This is a genomic window from Aneurinibacillus aneurinilyticus ATCC 12856, from assembly GCF_000466385.1.
In the GTDB taxonomy this organism is placed as follows: Bacteria; Bacillota; Bacilli; order Aneurinibacillales; family Aneurinibacillaceae; genus Aneurinibacillus; species Aneurinibacillus aneurinilyticus.
Genome location: NZ_KE952782.1, coordinates 18,050 through 44,806, shown reverse-complemented (window position 1 = coordinate 44,806; position 26,757 = coordinate 18,050). Strand labels below are relative to the sequence as shown.

26 protein-coding genes are annotated in these 26,757 nt (G+C 44.8%); 3 read left to right on the top strand and 23 right to left on the bottom strand.

The window, feature by feature from the left end; genetic code table 11:
* Positions 1 to 7: 7 nt before the first annotated feature.
* The 11 genes from HMPREF0083_RS11920 to HMPREF0083_RS11875 all read right to left on the bottom strand — a co-directional run bounded on the left by HMPREF0083_RS11920 (position 8) and on the right by HMPREF0083_RS11875 (position 9,524).
* On the bottom strand, positions 8 to 670 hold the full coding sequence (locus tag HMPREF0083_RS11920) for an HAD family hydrolase (protein ID WP_021621630.1): 663 nt from the start codon (positions 668 to 670) through the stop codon (positions 8 to 10).
* A complete protein-coding gene (locus tag HMPREF0083_RS11915; protein ID WP_040302504.1) occupies positions 642 to 1,247 on the bottom strand; it encodes a glycerol-3-phosphate responsive antiterminator in 606 nt (201 codons plus the stop codon). Before HMPREF0083_RS11915 ends, HMPREF0083_RS11920 begins: the two co-directional genes overlap by 29 nt.
* 293 nt (positions 1,248 to 1,540) lie before the next feature.
* On the bottom strand, positions 1,541 to 2,524 hold the full coding sequence (gene msrB / locus HMPREF0083_RS11910; RefSeq protein ID WP_262360676.1) for a peptide-methionine (R)-S-oxide reductase MsrB: 984 nt from the start codon (positions 2,522 to 2,524) through the stop codon (positions 1,541 to 1,543).
* A gap of 105 nt (positions 2,525 to 2,629) precedes the next feature.
* Positions 2,630 to 2,761, bottom strand: coding sequence for a YjbQ family protein (locus HMPREF0083_RS29750; protein WP_262360675.1), 132 nt, complete (start codon positions 2,759 to 2,761; stop codon positions 2,630 to 2,632).
* 108 nt (positions 2,762 to 2,869) lie between these two features.
* Entirely contained in the window at positions 2,870 to 3,214 is a 345-nt protein-coding gene (gene qoxD / locus HMPREF0083_RS11905; protein ID WP_021621625.1) for a cytochrome aa3 quinol oxidase subunit IV, read from the bottom strand.
* 3 nt (positions 3,215 to 3,217) lie between these two features.
* On the bottom strand, positions 3,218 to 3,832 hold the full coding sequence (qoxC, locus tag HMPREF0083_RS11900) for a cytochrome aa3 quinol oxidase subunit III (RefSeq protein ID WP_021621624.1): 615 nt from the start codon (positions 3,830 to 3,832) through the stop codon (positions 3,218 to 3,220).
* 3 nt (positions 3,833 to 3,835) lie between these two features.
* Entirely contained in the window at positions 3,836 to 5,758 is a 1,923-nt protein-coding gene (gene qoxB / locus HMPREF0083_RS11895; protein WP_021621623.1) for a cytochrome aa3 quinol oxidase subunit I, read from the bottom strand.
* A 34-nt stretch (positions 5,759 to 5,792) separates the two neighbouring features.
* Positions 5,793 to 6,662 (bottom strand): cytochrome aa3 quinol oxidase subunit II, encoded by an 870-nt coding sequence (qoxA, locus tag HMPREF0083_RS11890; RefSeq protein WP_021621622.1) that lies wholly within the window; start codon positions 6,660 to 6,662, stop codon positions 5,793 to 5,795.
* Positions 6,663 to 7,008: 346 nt separating this feature from the next.
* Positions 7,009 to 7,854, bottom strand: a complete 846-nt coding sequence (locus HMPREF0083_RS11885; RefSeq protein ID WP_021621621.1) for a DUF72 domain-containing protein — start codon at positions 7,852 to 7,854, stop codon at positions 7,009 to 7,011.
* Between the two features lie 9 nt (positions 7,855 to 7,863).
* Complete coding sequence (locus tag HMPREF0083_RS11880) at positions 7,864 to 8,805, bottom strand: SDR family NAD(P)-dependent oxidoreductase (RefSeq protein ID WP_040302502.1); 942 nt, start codon at positions 8,803 to 8,805, stop codon at positions 7,864 to 7,866.
* A gap of 146 nt (positions 8,806 to 8,951) precedes the next feature.
* Positions 8,952 to 9,524 carry a TetR/AcrR family transcriptional regulator gene (locus HMPREF0083_RS11875; RefSeq protein WP_040302500.1) on the bottom strand — a complete coding sequence of 191 codons (573 nt, stop codon included), beginning with the start codon at positions 9,522 to 9,524 and terminating at the stop codon, positions 8,952 to 8,954.
* Positions 9,525 to 9,822: 298 nt separating this feature from the next.
* Here HMPREF0083_RS11875 and pdxK point away from each other — a divergent pair, with 298 nt between their 5' ends.
* Entirely contained in the window at positions 9,823 to 10,677 is an 855-nt protein-coding gene (gene pdxK / locus HMPREF0083_RS11870; protein WP_021621617.1) for a pyridoxine/pyridoxal/pyridoxamine kinase, read from the top strand.
* A 56-nt stretch (positions 10,678 to 10,733) separates the two neighbouring features.
* On the opposite strand, the gene HMPREF0083_RS11865 is transcribed toward pdxK, so the two are convergent.
* The 8 genes from HMPREF0083_RS11865 to HMPREF0083_RS11830 form a co-directional block, all read right to left on the bottom strand.
* A complete protein-coding gene (locus tag HMPREF0083_RS11865; protein WP_021621616.1) occupies positions 10,734 to 11,168 on the bottom strand; it encodes a hypothetical protein in 435 nt (144 codons plus the stop codon).
* Positions 11,169 to 11,172: 4 nt separating this feature from the next.
* A complete protein-coding gene (locus HMPREF0083_RS11860) occupies positions 11,173 to 11,736 on the bottom strand; it encodes an NAD(P)H-dependent oxidoreductase (RefSeq protein WP_021621615.1) in 564 nt (187 codons plus the stop codon).
* An 83-nt stretch (positions 11,737 to 11,819) separates the two neighbouring features.
* Positions 11,820 to 13,427 (bottom strand): DHA2 family efflux MFS transporter permease subunit, encoded by a 1,608-nt coding sequence (locus tag HMPREF0083_RS11855; protein WP_051354636.1) that lies wholly within the window; start codon positions 13,425 to 13,427, stop codon positions 11,820 to 11,822.
* A 32-nt stretch (positions 13,428 to 13,459) separates the two neighbouring features.
* Positions 13,460 to 14,095, bottom strand: coding sequence for a biotin/lipoyl-containing protein (locus HMPREF0083_RS11850; RefSeq protein ID WP_021621613.1), 636 nt, complete (start codon positions 14,093 to 14,095; stop codon positions 13,460 to 13,462).
* Between the two features lie 38 nt (positions 14,096 to 14,133).
* Positions 14,134 to 14,772 carry an HlyD family secretion protein gene (locus HMPREF0083_RS11845; RefSeq protein WP_021621612.1) on the bottom strand — a complete coding sequence of 213 codons (639 nt, stop codon included), beginning with the start codon at positions 14,770 to 14,772 and terminating at the stop codon, positions 14,134 to 14,136.
* Between the two features lie 134 nt (positions 14,773 to 14,906).
* Entirely contained in the window at positions 14,907 to 15,359 is a 453-nt protein-coding gene (locus tag HMPREF0083_RS11840; protein ID WP_040302518.1) for a MarR family winged helix-turn-helix transcriptional regulator, read from the bottom strand.
* A 392-nt stretch (positions 15,360 to 15,751) separates the two neighbouring features.
* Complete coding sequence (locus HMPREF0083_RS11835) at positions 15,752 to 17,458, bottom strand: glutamine--tRNA ligase/YqeY domain fusion protein (protein WP_021621609.1); 1,707 nt, start codon at positions 17,456 to 17,458, stop codon at positions 15,752 to 15,754.
* Positions 17,459 to 17,620: 162 nt separating this feature from the next.
* Positions 17,621 to 19,063: an alanine/glycine:cation symporter family protein gene (locus tag HMPREF0083_RS11830; RefSeq protein WP_021621608.1), complete on the bottom strand. Its 1,443-nt coding sequence runs from the start codon at positions 19,061 to 19,063 to the stop codon at positions 17,621 to 17,623.
* Between the two features lie 272 nt (positions 19,064 to 19,335).
* Between HMPREF0083_RS11830 and HMPREF0083_RS11825 the strand changes: the two genes are divergently transcribed.
* Positions 19,336 to 20,283 (top strand): alpha/beta hydrolase, encoded by a 948-nt coding sequence (locus HMPREF0083_RS11825; protein ID WP_021621607.1) that lies wholly within the window; start codon positions 19,336 to 19,338, stop codon positions 20,281 to 20,283.
* A gap of 54 nt (positions 20,284 to 20,337) precedes the next feature.
* Here the strand turns inward: HMPREF0083_RS11825 and hrpB are convergent, their stop codons facing one another.
* From hrpB to cshA, 3 genes are all read right to left on the bottom strand, one after another.
* On the bottom strand, positions 20,338 to 22,854 hold the full coding sequence (gene hrpB / locus HMPREF0083_RS11820; protein ID WP_021621606.1) for an ATP-dependent helicase HrpB: 2,517 nt from the start codon (positions 22,852 to 22,854) through the stop codon (positions 20,338 to 20,340).
* On the bottom strand, positions 22,835 to 23,269 hold the full coding sequence (locus HMPREF0083_RS11815) for a (deoxy)nucleoside triphosphate pyrophosphohydrolase (RefSeq protein ID WP_148315958.1): 435 nt from the start codon (positions 23,267 to 23,269) through the stop codon (positions 22,835 to 22,837). The genes hrpB and HMPREF0083_RS11815 overlap by 20 nt, the downstream gene beginning before the upstream one ends.
* A gap of 119 nt (positions 23,270 to 23,388) precedes the next feature.
* Entirely contained in the window at positions 23,389 to 24,840 is a 1,452-nt protein-coding gene (gene cshA, locus HMPREF0083_RS11810) for a degradosome RNA helicase CshA (protein WP_040302497.1), read from the bottom strand.
* A 660-nt stretch (positions 24,841 to 25,500) separates the two neighbouring features.
* Here cshA and HMPREF0083_RS11800 point away from each other — a divergent pair.
* Positions 25,501 to 25,710, top strand: coding sequence for a hypothetical protein (locus tag HMPREF0083_RS11800; RefSeq protein ID WP_021621601.1), 210 nt, complete (start codon positions 25,501 to 25,503; stop codon positions 25,708 to 25,710).
* 65 nt (positions 25,711 to 25,775) lie between these two features.
* Here HMPREF0083_RS11800 and HMPREF0083_RS11795 read toward each other — a convergent pair whose 3' ends face one another.
* A complete protein-coding gene (locus HMPREF0083_RS11795; RefSeq protein WP_021621600.1) occupies positions 25,776 to 26,444 on the bottom strand; it encodes a class I SAM-dependent methyltransferase in 669 nt (222 codons plus the stop codon).
* Positions 26,445 to 26,757 lie beyond the last annotated feature (313 nt).

The following is a 26,757-nucleotide window of genomic DNA, read 5'->3' as shown; positions in this document are numbered from 1 at the left end:
GCTCCTTTCATTTCGCTTTCGCCAGCATAAGTCCACTTGTAAGCTCTTGAATATTTAAAAAGTAATAATCAGGACATACATCAATGTCACAAATTGCACCATACCAATCAATAAGCACGCTTGTAACCCCTGCGGCTTTAGCGGCAAGCAAATCATACTTGCTGTCACCGACCATAGCCGTCTCTTCCGGCATAGCCCGTAATTCCGCCATTCCCCTCAATATAGGCTCTGCAGAAGGCTTGCCCGCATGAACATCATCGACCGTAACAATGGAGTCGAATACCTGCAAAATGCCCGCTATCTGCAAACCTCTCATCGTAAAGCCCTTCTGTTTATTCGTTACAATCCCAAGTCTGTAACCTGATGTCTTCAATGCTTCCAGCTCTTCTTGAATGCCGGGAAACAGGCGAACTGTACGATCATGGTACGCATTCAGATGCTCGAAATAATATTGGAATACCTGCTCCCTTGTGTATCTTCCGCCCAGTGAAGTTTCGATAACTTCAATGAAGTTGTCAAATGACTCGCCGAATCGTGCCAAAATCGCCTCTCTTGTAAAAAGTCCCGGCACATGCGCTTCCGCTGTCGCATATACGGCATCAATTACCGAGTCCCGGCTGTCAAGCAAGGTTCCATCCAGATCAAACAGCAGACAACGAATATGGTTCACCGTTTACCTTCTCCCTCCATAACCGATGATTTCCCATGGACACCGCAATCGCTCCATTGCGCAACGCCTTGACCATTTGATTACGGTTCGATAACAGCCCGCCAGCAATAACAGGTACACAGATATGCCTACGGAATTCAGTGATGAACTCCGGTAGAAGACCCGGCATAATTTCTACTGCATCGGGTGCCGTCTCCCGAACAGATTCCAGGCTTGATTTAATTGCGTCGCTATCTACAAGAAAAAAGCGCTGTATCGTAAGCAACCCATGCTTTTTCGCCTGCTTTATCAGGCTGTTTCTCGTTGTGACAATGCCGTCCGGCTTCACGCACCTGGCCAAAAAAGCAATTCCCTCCTTATCCTGGCTCATGCCACCAATACGCTCGGGATGAACGAATACGAAAATACCATGCGATTTGTAAAGCTGGACGTAACGTGTGATATTCCCGATATTACCAATGGACAGTACGACGGCGCCTACATCAGCATCCAATGCTTTCTCCAGAAACTTCTCATCTTTAATTGATGCGATCTTCCTGCTTGCCTCAAGCTCTGCATAAAAATCTGTGCGCTTCACGGTTCGTCTCCTTTCAAACAAAAAAACCTTAAATAGAATTACAGGGCATAAGCCGCGTCCACATACTGTCATAAACGCGCGTACGCATCGCTTTCTTGTAAGTTCTATTTGAGGTTTCTCCCAGACTCCAACCTTGGCCTATTCACTTGTTACTTATACAATACAGCGATATTGTTATGGCAAAGTGAATAGATTGTTAAAGAAATGTATTTTTCAAAATAAAAAAGGCGGTGTCCCGTTTCATATGAAACAGAACACCGCACTTTCCGGTACACTTTTATTTTTGCATAAACTTATTCATTCTTCTCGAACATGGCCAGGTAACGACCGTACCCTTCTTTCTCCATATCCTCTTTTGGTATGAAGCGCAGTGCGGCGGAGTTGATACAATAACGTAATCCCGCAGGAGCCGGTCCATCGTCAAATACGTGGCCCAGATGCGAGTCAGACCCTTTGCTCCGCACTTCGGTCCGTACCATAAAGTGACTGTAATCCTGCTTTTCTTCAATCCGCTCATCATGCAACGGTCTGGTAAAGCTCGGCCAGCCGCAACCCGAATCAAATTTGTCACGTGAGCTGAACAATGGCTCTCCAGAGACGATGTCAACATAAATGCCTTCTCGTTTATTATCCCAGTACTCGTTACGGAACGGAGGTTCTGTACCATTATTTTGTGTTACCTCATACTGCATAGGCGTTAGCTTTTTCTTCAACAGTTCTTTATTCCGTTTCTGGCCCCAATTCTCTTCGATAAATGCTTCGCGGCCCGAGCCTTTACGGTACATCCTATAATGCAACGGATTTTTTCTATGGTATGCCTGATGGTATTCTTCGGCCGGATAAAAGGGGGAGGCAGGTAGAATCTTCGTTACAATCGGCTGACTGAATCGCCCACTCTCTTCTAAGGACTTTTTAGAAGCTTCCGCCTTTTGCTTTTGTTCCTCGTTATGATAAAAAATTACAGTCTGATACGATTGTCCACGATCGTGGAACTGTCCGCCGGGGTCGGTCGGATCGATTTGCTGCCAGTAGAGTTCAAGCAGCTTGTCATACGGAAATACATCAGGATTATACGTAATCTGTACCGCCTCATAATGACCTGTCGTCTCGGAACATACTTCTTCATATGTGGGATTTTCCTTATGACCACCCGTATAGCCGGATACCACCCTGATAATTCCCGGCATTTCTTCAAACGGCGAGACCATACACCAGAAGCAGCCTCCTGCAAACGTCGCAAGCTCCTGCCCCTGCTCAACTATGTTTTCATTACGCACGCTTTCCATCACTCCATTCGTGAATAATATGCGCTTGTCATTCTTTATTATGATAAGCTAAATAATCTTTTCGTAAAAGCCGAAAACTTTCGGTAATGGGCCTGACTAGTCCTGAGGACAATACACTGTTACCACACCGTTCTGCACATGTTGCTGTGCTATAAGTTCACGCACTTTATCCGTAATTTCAGTAAATTGGTCACGCTGCGACGTTTTCATTTCAAACGTATGTATCATAGCTATCCACCTCATCTGATATGTCTTTTCCTTATTTTTACCACAACATTATCAAAAACAAAAAAGCGGGCTGCTTCATTTATAGCAACCCGCTTTCTTATCATTAAATTAATACGTATGGTTCATCAACACATACCACATAACGAAGATGGAACCAAACACAACCGTAAAGGCTACAAACAGGCCGAAGTAAATGCCTCCCTTTTGGAAAATAGCAGATTTACTTTCACGAATGTGCATAAACATATACAACTGAACGAATACCTGCAGAATCGCCAGTACTAAGCTAACACCGATGGCTACATTCACAGACAATCCGGAAACGAGCATAGCCCAAAATGCAGCGCCGGTCAACACGAGCGACAAGATAAAACCGATAACGTGACTCCAAGGAAAGCCATGATGATCATGTTCTTCTACATATTGTTCGCCATTATCATTATGTGAAGCCATCGATTACACCACCATTCCTGTCAAGTATACGACCGTAAAGATGAAAACCCACATAACGTCCAGGAAGTGCCAGTACAGACCAATAATGAACGCTTTACGTGTCGTTCTCGGCGTAAGACCGCGCTGTAGCACTTGGATGATAATACCTATCATCCAGAGAGAACCGAGAGTTACGTGCGCTCCATGCGTACCCACCAACACGAAGAAGGAGGACAGGAACGCGCTCGTACCCCATGTAGCTCCCTCATGGTTAACATAGAGCAAGAACTCTTCGATCTCCATGTACAGGAAGCCAAGACCCAAGAGTAAGGTAATAATTAACCAGATCGCAAGCCCTTTCGATTTGCCGCGGCGCATTTCATGAATGGCCAAACCGCAGGTAAAGCTACTTGTCAAAAGCAAAAGGGTTTGGATAAGCATACTTTTGAACTCAAACAATTCTTTCGGTGTCGGTCCGCCTGCTGTACTTCCTTGCAAAATAATGTACATTGCAAACAGACACGAGAAGAGAACAAACTCAGCCCCCAAGAAAATCCAGAAACCGAGAATATTCATTCTGCTTTCTTCTGTACTGTATTCGAGAGGTCCTTTGTAACCAGGATCAACGTGTGCTGCCATTCGTTACACCCCCTCTATCTTCTTAACTTCATCGACACTTACATAATAGCCATCATCATAATCGAACGAGCGTGTGGCCATACAAATCAAAATACCGATGAAAGCTGGAATTGCCATCCAGAACCATCCGAAGACGAATCCGAAACCAAAAACAAAGAACAAACCGCCCATAATAACAGGGACGCCAGAGTTGCTTGGCATATGGAACTTCTCAAGCGGTCCGTCAATCACCTTCTCACCGCGTTTCTTAGCGTACCATACCGGATCCATTTCTTTAATCTCAGGTATGCGTGAGAAGTTATAATATGGAGCCGGAGAAGGAATTGCCCACTCCAATGTACGACCGTTCCACGGGTCCGCTTCATTTGTACGCGGTGCGTAACGGATGCTCCAGTAGATATTGTAACAAATAATCAAGAAACCGACACCTTGCATAAACGTACCAATTGTGGAAGCCATGTTTAAGGCGCTCCAGTCAGTGTTGGTATACATATAAATACGGCGCGGCATTCCCATCAGACCAAGAATGTACTGCGGGAAGAATGTAAGGTTAAAACCAATCATAAACCACCAGAAGCCATGCTTACCTTGACGCTCGTTCAGTTTGAAACCAAACAGTTTTGGCCACCAATAGTACAGACCGGCGATCATACCGAATACAACACCACCGATTAGCACATAGTGGAAGTGCGATATCAGGAAGTAGCTGTTATGGTACTGATAGTCGGCTGGAGCGGCTGCAAGCATAACGCCTGTCACCCCACCAACTACGAAGTTAGGAATAAACGCAAGCGTCCATAGCATCGGAACTGTGAAGCTAATCCGTCCTTTATACATCGTAGCCAGCCAGTTAAAGATTTTAACACCTGTAGGTATAGCAATAAGCATCGTCGAAACCGAGAAGAATGAGTTAACACCCGGTCCTGCACCCATCGTATAGAAGTGATGCGCCCATACGATAAAGCTTAAACCTGCAATCGCAATCATAGAGATAACCATTGCATTATGACCGAACAGACGTTTCCGCGAGAACGTACTTACGATCTCGGAGAAAATGCCGAATGCCGGAAGAATAACGATATATACCTCAGGGTGACCCCACATCCAGAACAAGTTTACCCACATCATCGGCATCCCGCCACCATCAACCGTAAAGAAGTGAGTTCCAAACATCCGGTCGAATGTAAGCAGTGCCAAAGCAACTGTCAAAATCGGAAACGCATACACAATGATTACAGAAGTAATCAGTACAGACCAAGTAAACATTGGCATTTTCGACAATGTCATACCTGGCGCACGCATACGCAGAATGGTCACAATAAAGTTAATACCACTCGCTAATGAACCGATACCGGACAGCTGAAGTCCCCATAAATAATAGTTCTGACCTACCCCTGGGCTATGCTCAAGACTAGCCAGCGGCGTATAGCTGGTCCATCCGGCATCAGGAGAACCACCAATAACGAATGAAAGGTTGAACAGCATCGCACCCGCGAAGAAGAGCCAGAAGCTCAAAGCGTTCAGCCAAGGATACGCAACGTCACGGGCACCGATTTGTAGCGGCATCGCGACGTTAATCATACCGAAAATAAACGGCATCGCCATGAAAAGAATCATGATCGTACCGTGTGTAGTAAAGATTTGGTTATAGTGCTCAGACTCTAAGAATTTCATTTCCGGTGCAGCCAATTGGATACGCATGAGCAATCCATCTACTCCACCCCGGAACATCATCAAAAGAGCGGCAAGAATATACATGATACCGATTTTCTTATGATCAACGGTAGTAAGCCACTCTGTCCAGAGCCATTTCCACTTCTTAAAGTACGTTAGTACAGCTACGATTGCAATTGTGGCTAGCACAATGGAAGCATCCGCAGCGTAGATCATCGGGTCGCCTGTTACAAAAAATTCATCCCAACGCACTTTTCCTTCCTCCTTCCGTCAAAAAGTTAATGTATTAATGTTGCTCATGGCCACCAGACTCGCCAGTTTTTTTGCGGTATTGATGTACGGTTTCAATTACCGAATCGTCATGTGTACCGGAGAATGTCAGACGTTCTTCCAGTATGCCTTTTTTAATAATTTCTTGGAATTTCTCATCAGTCAGCTTTGGTGCTGTTGCTTTTGTTTCTCTAGCCCACTTATCGAAGTCCTCAGGTTTTTGCGCAATCACTTTAAAGTTCATATGCGCAAATCCCTCACCCGTAAAGTTAGCGCTCTTTCCGTCGAATTCACCTGGTTCATCAGCCTGCAACATAAGATAACCGGTATGTCCAGGCATCGTGTATTCCTGTCCGCCCAGCTTTGGCACCCAGAAAGAATTCATATTTGCCGTTGAGTCAAGCTGGAAGTTAATCTTTTGTCCCGCTGGAATATTAACATAGTTTACTGTTTCAATTCCTTGCTCAGGATACTTGAAAATCCATTTCCAGTCTGCTGCAACTACCTGGATTTTCATTGGTTCTTGCTCAGGTTTTTTCTCCAATCCGTACGTAATTTGAACAGTCGGAATAGCAAGAGCCATAACAATAATAACCGGAATCAACGTCCACAGAATCTCCAATTTGGTATTTCCATGTGTATCCGGCGGCTCATAATCCATATTATCCGGTCTCTCACGGTAACGAATGAGAATAATGGTAAACAAGACAAATACAACGATCAATACAAGCGATACCAGTGCGAAAGACCAAAGAATCAGGTTATACTGTTCCTGCGCAACCGGCCCTTTAGGGTCTAGAACATCGATTTTTTCTGTACAACCAGTGAGCAATAGCAGCAAAAAAGGTAATATTGCACCTAATTTCACAAGACCTTTTTTAGTCATAACTGCTCCAGTTACCTCCCTTCTGTATTCCTTAAGACGCTATACATCCATTTTTTACATGCAATTTTCTGTACGTAAATTTCCTTTATTTTACTCCCCTTTTCATGGTGCTAATACTAATAAAGTTAGGATGCGACGCCTATTATAGCAGAGTTACCGCATAACAGTGACCTTGTAACAAAATCGACAAGAAAAATTCACAAATTAATTTCATAAATATTTCATATATGAAGAAAAAAGTTTTTAATTCAATAAAAAGGAAGAAAAAAAGTCCGTAAATTACCAATTACAAACTCTTTTCTTCCTTTTTTAGTTTAGTATTCATCTAAATTTTTTTGCACTTTAGTTAAAAAAGTTTCAATTGGTGAGGTCCTAAATCCTGGTACTCAACCCCAAGAAGTTCCATCATTTCCTTCGCATTGTCGGCCGCATCGCCACCAGAGTTATTGTTGAACACTACACATATTTCTTTGGATTTTGTTTGAAGGAATTCAAGTTTATCTTTCCATTCTTTTAGTTCATCTGTGCTGTAGCGGTACAGATAACGAACGTCTCGCCAATTTGGTTGGCCACTGCTATGCCATCCGGATACGTTACGTCCATGGAACCGCACAATTGTCAATTCCGGGTGGGTCGGATGCAGGACAGTCGGAACAGAGCCAACTCCCGCCTGTGGCTCATCACAAATGCTATGTATCCAGCCATCCCGTTCCATAAATGCCAGCGTATTCTCTCTCATACGAGGCGCAAACCAGCTCTGGTGACGGAATTCGAGTGCAACCGGAATGCCTTCCATCTTCTCTTTCGTATAGCGGAGAATGCCTACATTCTTCTGTGTGCAATCAAACCAGGGTGGATACTGAAACAGTACGGCTTTCAGCTTTCCAGCCTCTAATACCGGCTCTATGGACCTCTTAAATGCGTCAAACATCTCTCCCATGCTTTCAAACGGATTCTCGCCTCGAAGGTGCCCTGTCATTCCCTGATACGCTTTAACGATAAAGCCAAAACGTTCTGGTGTATCCCGAACCCACTTTACATAATTTTTTACCGGCTGTACAGCATAAAACGAACTATCCACTTCTACAACAGGAAAATAAGAACTATATACCTGCAATTTATCCGAGCTTGGTATCTTATCGATATATAAGTTATCATGATCGCCCCAACCCGTCAAACCGACCAAAATCATGGTGTATGCTTATACCTCCTTCATCCACTCCAGCGTCCGTCTTATCCCTTCCTCGTATGGCGTTGCCGGGAGCGGTCCAATCTGTGTCTTATATTTGTCACCTGATAAAACAACAGGCTCTTCCATTAAATACATCATTTCTCTTACTTCCCACATCATTTTGTTGAATAAACCGATAAATGTGATCATCCCCTTGCCTACGGTCATTACTTTTCCACGATAACCGGTTATCTCCTTTATAATAGCAATTATCTGATGACCGGAGATGACTCCATAGCCCGGAATGTTCCAATTTTGTCCGTACGCTTCCTCCCGCATCGCTAATGTGACAAGAGCCTTTGCGCCATCCGGCGTGAAAATATACTCCCTCTCTACATCCTGTCTTCCAACAAATATTGCTCTCTTACCTGACAGTATCGTCTCCAGTGTATGATGCAAGACAGTGTTCGACGCATGAGGACCATAGAAGTCCGGAAAATGCGCAATAAGAGATTGAACGCCCCGCTCTCTGGCCTGATTAACCATATGTTCCATTTCAAGGCGGATGTTGCCTTTTTTCGTATGTGGACGTTTAGGATAGCTTTCGTCGATTTTCCTTCCATCTCCTCTTCCGTATGCATAAATATTATCTACAATTGCCAGCTTCGCCTTTAAAGCTTTAGCCGCGGCCAATATATTTTCCATAATAATAGATTGCCCTGTCGCCCATTCCGGATACGGGATATTAACTGCATGAAAGATTACATCTACATCTTTTCCCGCATCTATGATGTCTTCGATTTTATTCACATTTCCCACCGCAATGCGGACATTTTCCATTTCTTTAAACAGCCTGTTGAGTTTTTCTTCTGTTCTAGCTAAAGCCACCGTTTGAACACCCTGCTCCGCCAACTCCTTTACAAGTGCATATCCCATTCCGCCTGAAGCACCCAGTACTAATGCTTTTCTCATTCGTATCATCTCCCATTTTTATCCCGGTCCAACTGGCAGTAAAATCCCCTCTCAAGTACACTACATAAAGGATAACTGCCCCTAAGATCCCGCTGATATAAGCTTTATTTTATTAACCATCGTTCAATTAAACCCAAAAAAATTTTTTATTGCAATATACCTAACAGAAAACGAACATGCGCCTTAGCGGCAGACTCAACATCGGAAAAGGTTTGTTCTGTCTTGTAATAATGCGAAACAAAACCATGAAGGGACAAAAAGACGGACCATATTCTTGATATATCAGCTTTCTCCCCACTCAATGTATATACTGCACTCGCAAATTGTTCATAGCTCTCGTTCGGCTCTTGTCGCAAACAGCTTCTTACTTCTTCATCCTTTATCAAAAACATAATTTCATAATGACTCTGATGAGTCAGTCCGAATTCAATGAATCCCAGCAGAATATCCTCTAATTTTACTTTTGGGGTCCGTTCTTCACATCTCATAATTTCGTGGAACCTTTGACTTAGCAACGCAAAACCTTCACTAAGCAATGCGTAGAAAAGCTCCGCTTTGTTCTCAAAATGATAATAAATTGAACCGTGACTATAGCCTAACTCCCTCGCGATTTGACGCATAGAAACATTTCTATATCCGTGAGTAACAAATAGTTCCCTTGCTGCATCTAAAATCCGCTCTCTTGTAAGTTCCTGATCTACTGCTCTTCTTGCTGCCAAATCAACCACCTCATTATTAGGTTAATTGACCATCGTCTAATTAATACAAAAAAAATAATACCATATCATTATTCACTTTTGCAATAGGACAATATGAGGCGGAGGGAAAATTTTGAAAAGATAAACTTGTTTCTCTTTTTGATTGTACTCTTCGTAACGATTGTTATAATAAAAATAAAACCGCCTGTGAGATGTAAAATGATCGATTCACAAAACGAATGAGTAATCCTTTTTCAACCCTCACAGAATAAGAGCATCTAAACCTAAGAAATTGCGGTTGCAAGGGGGATTAAAAACCATGAGTATGTATAAAGCATTGACAATTGCCGGTTCTGATACGAGCGGTGGTGCTGGTATCCAAGCAGACCTTAAAACCTTCCAGGAGCGTGGCGTCTATGGTATGACTGCGCTAACAGTTATCGTAGCACAGGATCCGCATAACGACTGGTTCCATAATGTATTTCCGATTGATGTAAAAACATTGGAAGCCCAGCTCGAAACTGTCATTGCCGGTATTGGCGTTAATGCTGTAAAAACAGGTATGCTTGGTTCTATCAATATCATTGAGATGGCTGCCGGAAAAATCGAAAAATACGGACTGAAAAACCTTGTTGTCGATCCGGTTATGGTATGCAAAGGCGCAGACGAAGCCCTACATCCGGAAACGAACGAATGCTTGCGGGATGTACTCGTGCCAAAGGCGCTTGTCGTGACGCCAAACCTGTTCGAAGCATCTCAATTAAGCGGTATGGGTCCGATTAAAACGGTTGAACAAATGAAAGAAGCCGCAGCCAAAATTCAAGAACGCGGCGCTAAATACGTTATCGTTAAAGGCGGCGGTAAGCTTGAACATGAAGCAGCCGTAGACGTGCTATACGATGGGAAGAACTTCGAAGTATTGGAATCCGAGCGGATTGCAACGACTTACACACACGGAGCAGGATGCACTTATTCTGCAGCCATTGCCGCTGAGCTGGCAAAAGGCAAGACTGCACGTGAAGCAATTGAACTGGCCAAAGCATTCATTACGGAGGCTATCCGCCACTCATTCCCGCTGAATCAATATGTCGGTCCAACCAATCATGCTGCATACCGCCTGTACGGACCGGGACAGCACGAGAACCTGCAAGCCGAAGTATCTCCAGCAAAATAAAATCTCGTAACCAAAACGCAGAAACAGCCTGTACCCTCCGTGGTACAGGCTGTTTCCTATTCTTGCTTTTTCTTGCTTATGGCACGCATGGCAGCACGATATTCGTTATCATCCATGTAAGTATCGGATGAAGCATTTTCATCCCCCGGCTTTTTCTCATTGTAGAACATCTCGCGGAGAGCCTGGCGATATTCTTCATCCATACTTTTGCGGGTGCCCGATTTTGGCTCTGTATGCCTTTCTGCTGCCGCCGCTTTCTTTGTGTGTGGTACATCCGCTGCACTTTTTTGCTGTGCACGAATATCCCTGCCCGGTGTTTCCCTCATGCTCTCCTGCCTTCTTGCGTCTACCTCAGCCCCATGCACCGATTCACGCAGGGATGGCGAATCTGGAACATCTGCTTTGCGTGGAGAAGAGGCACGTATGTTAAAGGCAATCAAAAATACGATGGCAAGCAGGGCTAATACAGCCAGGATAATGCCTGTAATCATTGTCTTATCCCCTTACTTCCATATGGGGCGAAGCCACAAATTTGCCCGCAATATTCGCTACACGTCTTCCTAATGCCCTGCCAAGCGCCAGGTCATTCTCATTCGGTGCTTGTATTGGCTCGTCTGGAGAAATTTCCACCGGGCAAGTAATACCGACACCATAGAAGGAACCATATAGGGCATTCTCAGGAATATTGTTTGGCAAGCCAACAATAATCATTCCTTGATGCAGCATAGGTGTAATCAAATTAAGCATTGTCGATTCTACACCGCCATGCAAGGATGCCGTTGTACAAAATACTGCACCGACTTTTCCAACCAATTTGCCACGTGCCCACAAGTACCCCAGCTTATCAATCCATGTCTTCAGACCGGCACTAATCGTTCCGAAATGTCCAGGGCATCCCCATATAATGGCATCCATATCGACCAAGTCGTTAATGTCTGCCTCATTTACGTGGCGCAAAAACACCTGAGCACCTTCAACGCTTTGCGCACCCTCTGCAATAGAGGCGGCCAGAGCTTCTGTATGGCCGCTTTCACTGTCATACACTACGTAAACCTTCATACATATCCCTCCATTTTTAGCGTCAAAACAGACCGTTATCCCGGCCCAACGGATAGTCGAACTCCTCTGCTGGAAGTTTTACTTTATATACGTCTTGCTACACGACCGTCCCGCTCCGCTTTATAGAGCTCTATTTCTGTTCCTAGCTCGACCTGCGGGTCTTTGCGAACGTCACGTAGGAAGAAGCTCAATATTAGCCCAATAATCGAAAATCCTAGAGCCCAGAAGAAAGCATCATTGATACCCATGATGGCCGCCTGCTGGCTTGCCTGCCCAGCCAGCATCGTAGCCGCTGTCTCACTTGCCTGAGCAGCAGGCATACCCGTCGCATTGGAAATTGAGCCAACCAAAGATTGAAAAGATTGGCTAAAGCTTGGATCCATCGTGTTCATTTGATCACTAATATTACCGAGATGAACCGTTGTTCTCGTACTAAAAATCGTCGTAACGATACTGATGCCGATCGATCCGGAAATCTGACGCAGCGTATTAGACATCGCCGTACCATGGCCGTTTTTACTCTGTGGAAGCTGATTAAGCCCTGCCGTCATAATTGGCATCATTAAAAATGACATCCCTAAAGAACGTACCATGTTAATAATCAAAATGTAGTTGTAGCTCGTATGAATACTTAATTTTGTAAACTCATAGGTAGTTACGGCCGTAATCAACAATCCAATAATCGCAAGCGGGCGAGGACCTACCTTATCAAATAATGTACCGGATAATGGAGACATCGCCCCCATAATTAATGCGCCAGGCAGCATGAGCAAGCCTGACTCCAATGGGGTAAACCCGCGCAGATTCTGTAGATAAATCGGCAGCAGGAACATCCCTGCATACATCGCTACAGTAATAATAACGCTGATAATATTGGAGAGTGAGAACACATCGTACCTGAAGATCCGGAAATCCAGCATTGGACGTGGCGACCGTAGCTGCTGGAAGATGAATAGCATGGTTACAACAATACCAACAACCAAGCTTCCGACAACAGTGATGCTACCCCAACCGCTCGTTCCGGCTTCACTCAATCCGTATAGCACAAGCCCAATACCAATAACTGAAGTGACTGTTCCCCATACATCAAATGGCGGGTTTTTCGGCTCCAGTGCATCCTTCAGCAAGAAAAACGCCAGGACTAGCACTAATGCACCAAACGGAACAATTCCGTTAAATAATAGGCGCCAGGTATAGTGTTCCATAATCCAGCCGGATAAAGTCGGGCCAATCGCTGGTGCGAACATAATCGCAAGACCAAAAATCCCCATTCCTCGACCACGCATTTCCGGCGGGAAAATAAACAGAATAATGGTCATAACCAGCGGCATAAGAATACCGCCTCCTACAGCCTGTACGAGACGTCCGATTAGCAGCACGGAAAACGATGGTGCCATTCCGCATATTAGCGAACCAATGGTAAAGAAAAACATGGCTGCAAGAAATAATCGGCGTAATCCGAACTTTTCCATAAGGTATGCAGATAACGGAATAAGCACGCCGTTTACCAGCATATATCCAGTCAACAGCCATTGGGCAGTTGAAGCTGTAATGTTGAACTCATTGATGAGATGAGGGATGGCCACATTCAATAAGGTTTGGTTAAGAATGGCGATAAATAAGCCCAGCATAAGCACGCTCAGCAACGGAATATGCTTGGCAATACCGCTCGAACTTCTATTGGATGACATGCGAACACTCCCTCCTTTCTATTTCTAAGTTGTTATTTATGAATTTTTACTGTCGCATTCATCCCAGGAACAATATCAGCCGGATAGCTATCCATAGAGATTTTAACCGGTATGCGCTGTACTACTTTGGTATAGTCTCCACTCGCATTTTGTTGTGGCATTAACGAGAACATTGAATTGGTTGCCATACCAACCTCTTCAATTTTGCCTTTAATCTTCGTACCCGGTTCCGCATCGATCGTCACATCTACATCGGCTCCGACTTTTACATCTCGAATATTCGTTTCTTCAATGTTTGCTTCCACATACAACTTTTTCATATCTACGATTTGAGCCAATTGTTGACCTGGAGCTACCATCTGACCATTCATAGCCTTGCTTTGTATGACCGTACCACTAAACGGTGCTGTAACTGTCACACTCTGACCGTTGCCATTCACTTGTCCAATTGCGTCACCCTGATTTACCTGTTGCCCCTCCTGACCTTTCCAACCTGCTATTTTCCCCTGTGACTGTGCTGTAACCGTTGCAACCTGACCTGTTATTTTTGCATCATCCGTGGATATATAGTTGGCCTGAACGAAATAATAATAATATGCACCGATTGCAAGGCCGACAATGACCAGGAAAATAACAACATTAATCCAAAAAAATCTTGCTCTACTCATGTATGTCTCTCCTTCTTTGTATTTCTATGTTGAATTTCTTACTTATGGATTTTCACTGTAGCATTCATGCCAAGTGCGACATAATTTCCGTAGAAATCATCAACTGTAATTTTTACTGGCACACGCTTTATTTCTTTAGAAGGCGTGCCGCCCTTCTGGTGTGAAAATTGTCCTCCCTGCAGAAAATTACCTGCTTCGTATCCTATTTCGCTTACTTCCCCACTGAATTTTGTACCGGAATAAGCGTCCAGATATACATCAACCGTATTGCCTACACCAACATCGCCGATTTGAGTTTCATCGATATATGCTAAAATGTACATTTTTTTCATATCAGCTATCATCGCGAGCGGCTGTTTTTGGGCGACCATCTGACCGGGCAATGCGTTTGTTTTAAGCACCGTACCTTCAATCGGAGCTTTAAGTTCATCGTGCAGCTTAGCTGCGATTGCTTTCTCCATGCCCAATAATGTTCCGGCTTTCACTTGCTCACCGGTCTGAGCTGACCACGTATCTAAACGGCCATTCTCTGGTGCGGAAACTGTTTCCACATCTGCAAGCACCCGAGCATTATCTGTCTTTACGTAATTGACCTGTTGTGTGACATAGTAGCCTCCGCCAGCTATTACTGCCAGCAGGCAGAGCATCACAATGATATTAATCCCAAGGCGCCTCATGCTGTTCCTCCTTTCGCCTGATTTTCCAGAGACCTTGTTATCTTCCTACACTAATAATTACTTTGCTAAACTAAGTAATATTATAAACCTCGGCATTGAGAATAAGTCAATAGCCGAATAAAAGTAAATGTTTTCTATCTTTTTCTGTCTGCGTCTTCCAGACTTGCAAGTATAATATTATATATACGAATAAGATGTCGGATATCTTCTTCAGATAAAGCATCGTAATACTTTTGCAATCTCTTTCTTCTTTCATCTCGGATTTCGTTCCAGAGGTCCTTACCTTCTTCCGTAATGAAGAGATAGACGATTCGGCGGTCCTTATCAGATTTTTTTCGCTCTACATAGCCCTGTGCTACCAATTTATCCGCTAGAGTCGTAATGGACGGAAGAGTAATTTCCAATTCCTCCGCCAACTCTGATACCTTTTTCGGCCCTCTTTCCTCCAGAATATTCAGGATCAGTCCCTGTGATGCCGATATGCTGGGAGTAATACGTTTTGTTAAATCCACCGTAATCTTTCTACCCAACTTTTTGAATACATAATCAAGCTCTTGTAAAAGTTCACTCTCTTCTATGTTTTTCATTTCCCCCATATGCCTCCAACATTTTTTGTATACCATAGATACGACTTTCGCCTGAAGTAGTTTCACCTTTTCCTCTTGTGTCATTTAAGAAGGAATATATCGCTAATAAATTTTGCCTGATGGACAAAAAGAAAAAGCCTTATATACTATAAGACTTTAGAAAAAACTGCGAGGCGTTTTTTTCGGTGCGAAGCTGTGTGGCATGAAGATCGAATCAAAGTGGAAATTGTCTCCACCATAGAGTTTCCCAGATGTTTTGCCATTCCGGCCTTCGCGCCACACAGCGGCCGTTTCGCTTCTATGCCGAAAAAGGACGGGCGAAGACACCCGCAAGTTTTTCTTACAAATGATATCACGCTTCAAATTCACATAGAATAACGGTATTCCATTTGTTATTTCGGTAATTTGAACGAGCTTTTCAGGGAGACGATAAGATTAAATATACGCTTCTCTGCCGTCGTATACTTCGGATCGACGTTAAAATATCCGTGACGGAAAAATTGAAATTTGTCGTGCGGTTCTGCATCTTTCATATTGGGCTCAATAAATCCCTGTACGATTTCAAGCGAATTCGGATTGACATAATCGAGGAATGTCTTGCCTTCTTCCTCTTCGCCCTCTTCCTCATCAAGAATGAGCGGTTCATATAACCGGAATTCAGCGGGCACGGCATTGCTTGCTTCGACCCAGTGGATTGTCCCTTTTACTTTACGGCCGGTAAAGCCTGTGCCGCTCTTCGTCTCCGGGTCATACGTACAATGAATCTCTACCACATTGCCGTTCTCATCCTTGATTACATCGTTGCACTTAACAAAATAGGCATGCTTCAAACGCACTTCATTGCCGGGATACAGACGATGGTACTTGCTCGGCGGAACCTCCATAAAGTCATCCTGTTCGATGTAGATTTCGCGCGAGAATGGAATTTGACGGATACCCATCTCAGGGTTTTCCGGATTAATCTCTGCATCCAGCATTTCCACTTGTCCTTCGGGGTAGTTGGTAATAACGACTTTTAACGGTCGCAGAATGCCCATCGTTCTCGGCGCCTTCAATTTTAAATCTTCCCGAATGAAGTGATCAAGCATCTTTGCATCGACCAGGCTGTTGCTGCGGGCTACACCGATTTCCCGACAGAATGCGCGAATAGATTCGGGTGTAAACCCTCTTCTGCGTAAACCGGAAATGGTCGGCATGCGTGGATCGTCCCAGCCGTCTACGAATTTCTCATCCACCAATAGCTTCAGCTTCCGCTTACTCATCACTGTATTAGTTATATTCAAACGGGCGAATTCATATTGATGCGGAACATTCTCCATTTCACACTCGTGTACAACCCAATCGTACAGCGGACGTTGATCTTCAAATTCCAGCGTACAGATGGAGTGTGTGACCCCCTCAATCGCATCTTCAAGCGGATGCGCAAAGGCATACATCGGATAGATGCACCACGTATCACCCGTATTATGATGCGTTGCATGGGAGATACGATAAAGCACTGGGTCACGCATATTTATGTTTGGGGAGCCCATATCGATTTTAGCACGGAGTACCTTCTCCCCGTCCTTAAATTCTCCATTACGCATGCGCCCAAATAAATCAAGATTCTCTTCCACACTTCGATTACGGTATGGGCTTTCCTGCCCTGGCTCTGTCAGTGTCCCGCGCATTTCTCGCATCTGTTCAGGCGATAAATCGCAGACGAACGCCTTGCCTTTCTTAATGAGCAGGACGGCACGGTTATACATCTCTTCGAAATAATCGGAGGCAAAAAACAGGCCATCCCATTCAAAGCCGAGCCATTTGACATCTTCTTTAATCGATTCTACATATTCTACATCTTCTTTGAGCGGATTCGTATCATCGAACCGCAGATTCGTTTTGCCGCCGTACTCATCGGCCAGCTCAAAATTCAGGCAAATGGACTTAGCATGTCCGATGTGCAAGTACCCGTTCGGCTCCGGCGGAAAGCGAGTAATCACCTTATCTACCTTTCCGGATTTCAGGTCATCGATGACAATGCTTTTAATAAAGTTCGATGAACTTGGCTTGTTTTCCAATACAATCAACCTCTCTATATGAAATGGATAATCGGCCATATAATTATGCACCTTTGTTATACATAATATCGTCTACGTATAGAGAGTTCAACACGCCTAATTTTTCGCTCTCTTTATACAGGGCCTGTTATAGAAAAATTCAGAGGCACTTAAATAAAATACCTGTGTGCAATATAACTAACACACAGGCGTTTATGTTTGTTATTCGGCAGCTTTAGGAACGGATGCCTCTGAGCTTATGTCCTGCTCAGGCCAGCATTCCACATCTTTCAGCCCCGGAATGGTATTACGATAAAATACCGGGTTAACACCCTGCCTCTTCTGACGCGTATAATCAGCCAGCGCCGCAAATGCAATTTTGCCCAATAAACCGATGGCTACCAGATTCGTAATAGCCATCAGCGCCATGAATAAGTCCGCCATATCCCACACGATCGAAACTTTTGCCAACGAACCGAACATAACCATCCCGACTACAGCTAAGCGGTACACTAGCAGCCATTTTTTATTCGTATTCATAAACTCAATATTTGTTTCACCATAATAATAGTTTCCGACTACCGAACTGAATGCAAATAGGAACACTGCAATCGCAATGAAACTTCCGGCCCAGACACCTATATGGGAGCTAAGCGCCGTCTGTACAATAGCGATACCTTCCAAGTTCTGATTTTTATATACATCAGACAGCAGCACGATAAATGAAGTTGCACTGCAGATAAGCAGCGTATCTACAAATACTCCAAGGGACTGGATTAATCCCTGCTTCACCGGATGGCTTACCGAAGCGGTAGCTGCTGCGTTCGGCGCGCTTCCCATTCCCGCTTCATTGGAGAATAGACCGCGCTTAATGCCCATCATCAGCGCCGCGCCCATCGTACCACCTGCCGCTTCCTGCAAGCCGAATGCACTACTGAAAATCGTAGCAAAAACATTCGGCAATAGCGTAATATTAGTCACAATAATGTACAGCGCCAGGAGCACATAACCTCCAGCCATAATCGGAACGATAAATTCTGCTACTTTAACAATACGCTTTATACCGCCAAAAATAATGAACGCGGTCAACACTGTAATAACCAATCCTGTAATCCATCGGTCAAATCCGTAGGCCGTTTCTAATGCCAGCGTGATTGTATTAGCTTGTACGGAGTTAAATACCAGACCAAAGCACAATGTAATGAGTACCGCGAACAGAATACCCATCCAACGTTGGCGAAGAGCCTTCTCCATATAATACGCCGGCCCTCCGCGGAACCCGTCTTTGTCTTTTACCTTATAAATTTGGGCCAGCGTTGCTTCTACAAATGCAGAAGCGGAGCCGATTAGGGCAATAAGCCACATCCAGAAGACTGCACCCGGCCCCCCTGTTGAGATCGCCAGTGCTACTCCAGCCAGGTTTCCTGTCCCTACCCGGGATGCTGTACTAATACAGAATGCGCCGAAGGAAGAGATTCCTTCTTTTCCTTTGGCAGTATCTTCTACTCCATCACCAAGGAGTCGGACCATCTCGCCAAACATTCTAAATTGAACAAATTTTGTTTTAATTGTAAAATAAATTCCCAATCCAATAAGCAAAATGATTAAGACATAAGTCGAGAGAATTTCGTTGCTGGTACCAACAAACTTTTCAAGCAAGGCCAAGATAGTTCACTCCTTTCAAACAATGATAAACTTGCAAATTTTATTTTACACAAAGAGAATAGCGCCTACAATTATCTTTTTTACAGACATTTATCCCTCTATTTTACACATTTTATTTTACAAAAAACATTATTCTCGCTTTCCTTTTACCCTCTTGCTTCATACCGTAAAAACGTACCTTGATTCACTGGCTAATAATTTTTACTTGACGCTACATATACACGCGTTATTATTATTAATAATGATAACGGTGTTTCGAAAGGAGGCATCTCATGGGCTTTAAAAAGCAGGAAATCATCATCCCCGGAACCTATCCGCTATCCGGAATATTAACCTTGCCCTATAAGGATAGAGAGAGACATCCTGTGGTCATTATGATACACGGAAGCGGAGATATCGACAAAGATGGCAATGCGAAGCAGCTAAACATCAACGTATTTAAAGAGCTAAGCGATATACTCGTAGAGAATGGTTTCGCTACTCTTCGCTATGATAAAAGGGGAGTCGGACAGAGCGAAGGCGATTTTTATGAGACCGGCCTATTCGACCTGATTGATGATGCAGCCGCGGCAGTGTCGTTCGCAAAAAAACACCCGGAAATCGACAAGGAACAAGTCATTCTTCTTGGGCACAGCGAAGGCTCTATTCTCGCTCCGGCTGTTGGTAAACGCATAGCTATACAGGGTATGATCCTAATTGCAGGCACAGCTGAACCGCTGGCCAATACGACCGCATGGCAACGAGAACAAATGAAACGGGATATTGAAAGCAAAAAAGGGTTCGGTGGCTGGCTCCTCCGTCTTCTGAATGTTTCCGGCAAAATCGATAAGATAAATAATGAACTACTCCAAAAAATCCGATCAACCGAGGAAGCCATCGTCACATACAAAGGAAAAAAAATAAATGCTAAGTGGCATCGGGAGCATGAGCAGTATGATGTCCGCGAATACCTAAAGCAAGTATCCTGCCCCATCATCGCTATCACCGGAACAAAAGATGTGCAAGTACACCCGGAGCATGCCAGGGAAATTTGCGAACTCGTACAGGGAACATGCGAATCCTACCTCATTGAGGACATGACGCATATTCTACGGAAAACGAAGGCGGAAGCACACATGGACACTATTCTAAAAGATTACAGAAGGCAGGCAAAAGAACCTGTGGAGCAAGAGCTAAAAGATAAAATCACAGCATGGTTACTCCGCCACTTCCCAGCATGATCCTTTCTTAAATTATGGAAAAGCACCGGGTAAGGTCTCCTTCCCGGTGCCTGTCTATTTGTGAGGACGTGTACGGTTCGTCGGCTCGGCACATAGCGGATCGTCCGGCCAATAATGCTTGGGATAACGCCCTTTGAGGTCTTTTTTCACCTCAAAATAGGTGCTCTTCCAGAAACTTGCCAAATCCTGTGTGACTTGTACGGGCCGCTGTGCCGGCGATAGCAAATGCAGCGTAAGCGGAACCTTTCCCCCGGCAATGCACGGCGTTTCCTTCAATCCGAACATTTCCTGCAGCTTCACAGCCAATACAGGAGACTCCGGATTATTATAATCGATTGTAATACGTGAACCGCTAGGAACAGCAAGATGTGTCGGGACATGCATGTCCAATTCTCGGCGCTGCTCCCAGGAAATCATCGCTTCAAGAATCTCCTTCATATCCAACCTCTGTAAGTCATCCCAGCTCTTCAATCCGTATAGATGGGGAGCGAGCCACTCCTCAAGTGTTGCAATGAGCGCTTCATCCGTTACGTTTGGCCAATCCGCATTGAATCGGTTCATAAAAGTAAGACGCTGCCGAAATTGACGAGCAGACTTTGTCCAAGGTAGAATCCCCAGTCCTTCTTTCTCGATTCCATGCAGCAAGGCGGCCAGAATGTCGTCCGGGTCCGGATCAGTAAGAGGCATCTCCTTTAAGAGCAAAGCACCCAGCCATACCTGCTTTCGTGCACGTACGCTCTGCGTCTGTCGCTCCCATGTAATGAGGTTATCTTCTTCGATTTGCTCACTAAAGTACTGTTCCAAATCTGTTAACTCGACCGGAGCAGCTAAAAAGATGCGGCTTTCCGCTCCCTGATCGTCCAATTCTGCCGCTGTTAAATAAGGCGCGCTAGAAAGCGGCTGCACTCTAGCAAACGCTGCGCCTCGGCCGTGACGCAGGAGAAAGCGGCCATTATCCCGCCGCTGGGCAATCCGATCAGGGTATGCAAATGCAAGCAATAGCCCACACATATCTATGTCGTCTTTCTCTTGTTTTGTGGCTATACCGAACGCTTCTTTCCAGTAATTCGCTTCAGAGAGAACTCGTTGGCAGACAGCCGTATCTATTTTATGTCCCTGGAATGAAGCAACGCTTCCGTCACTGCATTTCCCCATGCTGCGAAGCACCTCGATACGAAGGCGAATGTCCGCTTCTGGAGCATGTACTTCATTCCGAAAGAAATCTCGTTCACTAAGAAGTGCCGCCAGTTCGCATGCCAACCCACCAAACCGTAGCGGTAACGCTTTGAGAACCATGTGAGCAAGCCGTGGAGACAAACCAAGTTCTGTCATACGCCGTCCGTGTGCAGTAATCGTCCCCGCCTCATCCAGCGCACCTAGCTGAATAAGGATCTCACGTGCCTGATTGAATGCACCCGCAGGAGGGAGATCAAGCCAGAGAAGTTCTGCGGGATCAGATACTCCCCATGCAGCCAGCTCGAGTACAAGCGGAATCAAATCGGTTTCCAGAATTTCTGGTGTACTGCTCGGACTAAGGTATCTATCATCCTGTTCAGTCCAGAGCCGATAGCACACTCCAGGAGCTTGGCGTCCCGCCCTGCCGCGGCGCTGCTCCGCTGAAGCCCGCGATACCCGGACTGTCTCAAGTCTTGTCATGCCGGTCCGGGGTGAAAAACGCGGAACACGCATAAGACCACTATCGATAATAATCCGTACACCCTCAACAGTCAGGCTTGTCTCGGCAATCGATGTCGCCAATACGATCTTACGTTCTCTCGGCTCGCTCGGTGCAATCGCCTTATCCTGCGCTTCTCTCGAAAGGCTGCCATATAGTGGGGCAATATGGATATGCCGTCCCAACTTCAGCCCTGCAAGACCAGCTTCTACCCGACGAATCTCGCCTGCACCCGGTAAAAAAACAAGAATATCTCCTTCTTCTTTTTTCAGTGCATCTGCAACCATATGCACAACGGCCGATTCCATATGACCCGAAATACGCTGGGGTATGTAGTGCGTTTCCACTGGAAAAGACCGCCCTTCGCTACTCAACACTGGCGCATCATTCAATAGGGCAGCAACTGGCTCCGCTTCAAGCGTTGCGGACATAACAAGAATTTTCAGATCCTCCCGCAAAATGGATTGGGACTGCAAGCAGAGCGCAAGTCCCAGATCAGCATGCAGGCTTCGCTCATGGAATTCGTCAAAAATGACAGCTCCTACACCTTCCAATGCTGGATCAGCCTGTAAAAGGCGAGTAAGCACCCCTTCAGTAATCACCTCAATCCTTGTATTCGGACCTACTCTAGTATCCATTCGAACCCGATATCCTATCGTCTCGCCAACCTGTTCACCAAGCAATGCCGCCATATAGCGGGCTGCAGAACGGGCTGCCAGACGTCGCGGTTCCAGCATAAGAATACGGCGTCCTAGAAGCCATGGTTCGTCCAAAAGAGCGAGTGGCACCCGGGTCGTCTTCCCCGCACCTGGCGCGGCTACCAACACTGCACTTTCCCGGGAGCGAAGCACATTCTTCAACGCTGGAAGAATCGAATCAATTGGCAGATTTGTCATGCTGCATCACTCCGTTATGACATTCTACAAGCTTCTCTACAGTCGGAACATCCGCAGGCGCCCAATGCAATTCTTTCAGCTTTTCGTGCTCTACCCATATTATCTTTTCGTGTTCTGTAGCGCAGGGGACAGCATCTTTGTCTGCCAGAACAGCATAATATGTCAGCAATCGTACGATCAGCGCGGGATATTCATGCGTAACGTCTGCAATAAGGTCACCGACTTCTATTTTTATACTAAGTTCTTCTTTTATTTCACGCTGCAAAGCGGCTTCGGGAGTCTCCTCAAGTTCAACTTTACCGCCCGGAAATTCCCATAATCCAGGCATCGACATCCGCTGTGAACGCAATGCACATAAAATGTCGCCCTTCTCGTTTACAATGACGGCTCCTACTACATCTATTTTTTTCATCATTTCCTCCTGCCGCATTAGCGAGCAAAATTATCTATATTTTTTATTTTACCAAATTACCGCTCAAGAATTAGACATAAGAAAAAGGCAGTGCGGATTCTCTCCTGCCCTGCCTTCATATCTTATTTCACTTTCTTTTTCCGGGTTTTCCCGCTTGGGGCGCGATTGGGTTTAGCAGGCTGGAACGTTCTTTTTCCACCCTTATGATTCCGTTTCCCAAATCTTCCTTTATCATCAAACTTTTTCTTCTTCATCCGCAACGGCGCTTCTTCGGTTAATTTGACCGGCGACGTGTTTGTTTGTTTTGTTAGCATCTTCAATACAGCGGAGACGAGCGTAACGGAATCGACTTCTTCCAGTAATTTCTCGGCCGTTTCTCTATATGCCTGAAGATTTGCCTTTTCAGCTACATCCAACAGTTTCTCTGCTGTCAAACGCTGCTGCTGTTCAATAGCTTCCTCCAGCGTTGGAGCTTCACGCCATTCCATTTTTTTCTTAGTCAACGCTTCAATCGTTCTCAAATGGTCGATTTCGCCTGGCGTCGCAAAACTAATCGCCAGCCCTGTCTTGCCTGCACGACCCGTTCTTCCTATCCGATGCACATAGCTTTCCGGGTCCTGCGGAAGGTCAAAGTTATACACATGAGTTACACCGCTAATATCAAGTCCTCTGGCAGCAACATCGGTAGCTACCAACACCTCGACTCTACCTTCCTTAAATTTCCGCAATACACTGTCTCGTTTTGCCTGATTCAGGTCGCCATGAATGCCTTCTGCCTTATAACCGCGCTTATGAAGCGCTTCTGAAAGTTCATCCACTCTTCGCTTCGTTCTTCCGAACACGATAGCCAGCTCCGGCGCATCAATATCAAGCAAACGACACAGTACATCGAACTTCTCTCTTTCTTTTACCTTTATGCACTGCTGCGTAATATTTGCGACGGTTACCTCTTTGGCTTTTACCTTGATGATATCCGGATTATCCATAAACTTCTGTGCGATTTCCTGTACAGGCTTGGACATGGTTGCAGAGAACAATAGTGTCTGTCTCTCCTCCGGCATCTCCTGCAGAATCGTCGTGATATCTTCAATAAAGCCCATATTCAGCATCTCATCCGCTTCATCCAGCACGACCATCTCAACAGCATGTAGACGGATCGTTTTTCTTCTCATATGGTCCATGAAACGCCCTGGTGTCGCGACGATAATATGGGGTTTTTTCTTAAGCGCCCGAATTTGGCGGGTCATATCCTGTCCACCGTAAATTGGCAGAACATGAATTCCTTTGTAACGGGCAATTTTATTCAGTTCCTCCGACACTTGTACGGCTAGCTCCCGGGTCGGGGTTAATACAACCCCCTGAATGCTCTCCTGCTCCGCATCGAGCCTGTTAACGAGCGGGATACCGAACGCGGCGGTTTTCCCTGTGCCTGTCTGTGCCTGTCCGATTACGTCCCTTCCTTGCAATGCCAGCGGAATGGTCTGCTCCTGTATAGGCGTCGCTTCCTCAAGTCCCATCTGAGTGAGGCCTCGAACGACGTTATGATGAAGTTCAAATTCATAAAATGTTGCCAATGCTATTCAATCTCCTTCAATAAAAAGTTGATAGTAAATGGAAAAGTAAGCAAAAAAAGAGCGCATTCCCCTCTCCGGAATACCCTCCCTTATCCCTAGATGAAGTATAAACATAATCGAGCGATTACATTCCCAAATTGCTCGGAATGCAGTTGAATTATCTGCATTGTGTCTTTCACTGCAAAATGTTCCCGCAGAAAGCCACACAATCATCCACTTAATCTTCTTACCTTTTTTACTTTCGTGATAAGAATACCACTTAGTGCTTTAAAACACAAATAACAATCTTACTCTTCTTTGTCCTATTTCTGTCCTTAATAATATTTATATCAAGGGTGTTGATTATCCAGTATAATTCAAAGTAACGTCATCACACCGTGCCCCAAACGGGCGTCGGTTCGTCTCCCGCACCGAGAGGCCCAGATGTTTTGCCGGTCCGGCCTTGGCGCCAAAAAGCGGCTGTGTCTCTTCCTTGTAGAGAAAGACGAGGGAACACGCCGACGCGTGCACCTTCTTTCTTCCACCTTATGGATAATCAACAGGCGTGTATTTATATTACAGATGTTTTTTAAACAACGGCTATATTATAATAACGTTTATAATTAAAGAGCCTTATTTAGCGTCATTTTGAAATTTGTTCATCAAAGGAGATTTATAAACATGTCCACTTCTAAAAACAATGAAAAAAATACGATACCTTCCGAAAAGAAAAAGATCAGCCTGCAGGAAGCAATAAAACAAAAGCTTGCCAGTAAAAAGCAGGAGCAATCAGGCAGAAAGTCGGCAACGCACGCCGCAAAGACAACACAAAAAATGAAAAGCCAGCAAACAAAAAAACCGAATAACCAGCGAAGAAGAACAGGTGTATAAATGAATGGTCAATATCGTGCGAATATTACTCCGGGTTTTCAGATGGATATCGTATTAAAAAAAGATCAACGAAACTTCCTGAGTTCGTCAAAACCGAAGGAGCAATATCTTTTTTCATCGATGTACCTTACCTGCATCTGCAATTCTTTTGCAATATACGCCATTGTTTTCGGCGTGTAGAACGAAATATGTGTCTTATCTCTCCGATAATACCAGGCACAGAATTTTTCGTCATCTCTTGGATGGAAGAGCGTCATAATAGCGAGGAGCCCATTTTCTTTAAGCAAGTCCTTGAACAGTCTGAAATACTCCATCGGCTCCTTCAGATGCTCTACCACTTCTGTAGAAGTAATCAAATCATACTCCTTTCCTTCATACACTTTTATGGGGGAATAATACAGATCATAAACATCCGTATGATAGCCATACTCTTCCGATAACAATCTAGCAAAAACCGGCTCGGGCCCGCTTCCGAAGTCCAGAGCCGCATGTCCCCCATTTGCAAAATCCTTAATGCTCCGGTCATAAAACCGTCTGAACATATTCAAGTACCCTTCGTCATCATATGAGTTGTTATGCAGATCATATTCTGCCTTTTCATCTTCAGGAGATACGATAGTAGCTTCATCTTTGGAGATAAATTCGCATATTCCACAATGATAATACGTAACATTGAATTGCTTATCAAGGAATTCTCTCGTATCCGAGCCGCAAATTTTACATTTTTGATTCATTTTATGCCCTCTTTTCACATATTCTCCTTTACTCAGTTCCGAAGCTTTACTAGCCCGTTATATGACACGATAACGTAAAGAATAATCAAATCAACAATAACTGCCATAATAATTATAGAGGTCATCCTCTTCCTTCGCTTGAGTGTGTAAAAAAGAATACGTGTAGTAAAGCTAAACGTTTCATCGTGCTCTATACACATTATACCTTGCCATAAAGAGGAAGATGAACATGACGAATCGCCCCATTGGCACATAAAGATGTATAGAAAATGTTTTTATAAGGGATGCTTGAGGAAAAAGTCATTATAGAGAC

Excerpts from the sequence above, each read along its gene's own strand:
- HMPREF0083_RS11860 (WP_021621615.1), bottom strand. The coding sequence starts at position 11,736 with ATGAAGGTTTACGTAGTGTATGACAGTGAAAGCGGCCATACAGAAGCT.
- HMPREF0083_RS11835 (WP_021621609.1), bottom strand. The coding sequence starts at position 17,458 with ATGGCCGATTATCCATTTCATATAGAGAGGTTGATTGTATTGGAAAAC.
- HMPREF0083_RS11845 (WP_021621612.1), bottom strand. The coding sequence starts at position 14,772 with ATGAGGCGCCTTGGGATTAATATCATTGTGATGCTCTGCCTGCTGGCA.
- hrpB (WP_021621606.1), bottom strand. The coding sequence starts at position 22,854 with ATGACAAATCTGCCAATTGATTCGATTCTTCCAGCGTTGAAGAATGTG.
- HMPREF0083_RS11815 (WP_148315958.1), bottom strand. The coding sequence starts at position 23,269 with ATGATGAAAAAAATAGATGTAGTAGGAGCCGTCATTGTAAACGAGAAG.
- HMPREF0083_RS11795 (WP_021621600.1), bottom strand. The coding sequence starts at position 26,444 with ATGAATCAAAAATGTAAAATTTGCGGCTCGGATACGAGAGAATTCCTT.
- HMPREF0083_RS11850 (WP_021621613.1), bottom strand. The coding sequence starts at position 14,095 with ATGAGTAGAGCAAGATTTTTTTGGATTAATGTTGTTATTTTCCTGGTC.
- HMPREF0083_RS11865 (WP_021621616.1), bottom strand. The coding sequence starts at position 11,168 with ATGATTACAGGCATTATCCTGGCTGTATTAGCCCTGCTTGCCATCGTA.
- HMPREF0083_RS11855 (WP_051354636.1), bottom strand. The coding sequence starts at position 13,427 with ATGTCATCCAATAGAAGTTCGAGCGGTATTGCCAAGCATATTCCGTTG.
- HMPREF0083_RS11840 (WP_040302518.1), bottom strand. The coding sequence starts at position 15,359 with ATGAAAAACATAGAAGAGAGTGAACTTTTACAAGAGCTTGATTATGTA.
- pdxK (WP_021621617.1), top strand. The coding sequence starts at position 9,823 with ATGAGTATGTATAAAGCATTGACAATTGCCGGTTCTGATACGAGCGGT.
- HMPREF0083_RS11880 (WP_040302502.1), bottom strand. The coding sequence starts at position 8,805 with ATGAGAAAAGCATTAGTACTGGGTGCTTCAGGCGGAATGGGATATGCA.
- HMPREF0083_RS11825 (WP_021621607.1), top strand. The coding sequence starts at position 19,336 with ATGGGCTTTAAAAAGCAGGAAATCATCATCCCCGGAACCTATCCGCTA.
- HMPREF0083_RS29750 (WP_262360675.1), bottom strand. The coding sequence starts at position 2,761 with ATGATACATACGTTTGAAATGAAAACGTCGCAGCGTGACCAATTTACT.
- HMPREF0083_RS11800 (WP_021621601.1), top strand. The coding sequence starts at position 25,501 with ATGTCCACTTCTAAAAACAATGAAAAAAATACGATACCTTCCGAAAAG.
- qoxD (WP_021621625.1), bottom strand. The coding sequence starts at position 3,214 with ATGGCTTCACATAATGATAATGGCGAACAATATGTAGAAGAACATGAT.
- qoxC (WP_021621624.1), bottom strand. The coding sequence starts at position 3,832 with ATGGCAGCACACGTTGATCCTGGTTACAAAGGACCTCTCGAATACAGT.
- HMPREF0083_RS11885 (WP_021621621.1), bottom strand. The coding sequence starts at position 7,854 with ATGATTTTGGTCGGTTTGACGGGTTGGGGCGATCATGATAACTTATAT.
- qoxA (WP_021621622.1), bottom strand. The coding sequence starts at position 6,662 with ATGACTAAAAAAGGTCTTGTGAAATTAGGTGCAATATTACCTTTTTTG.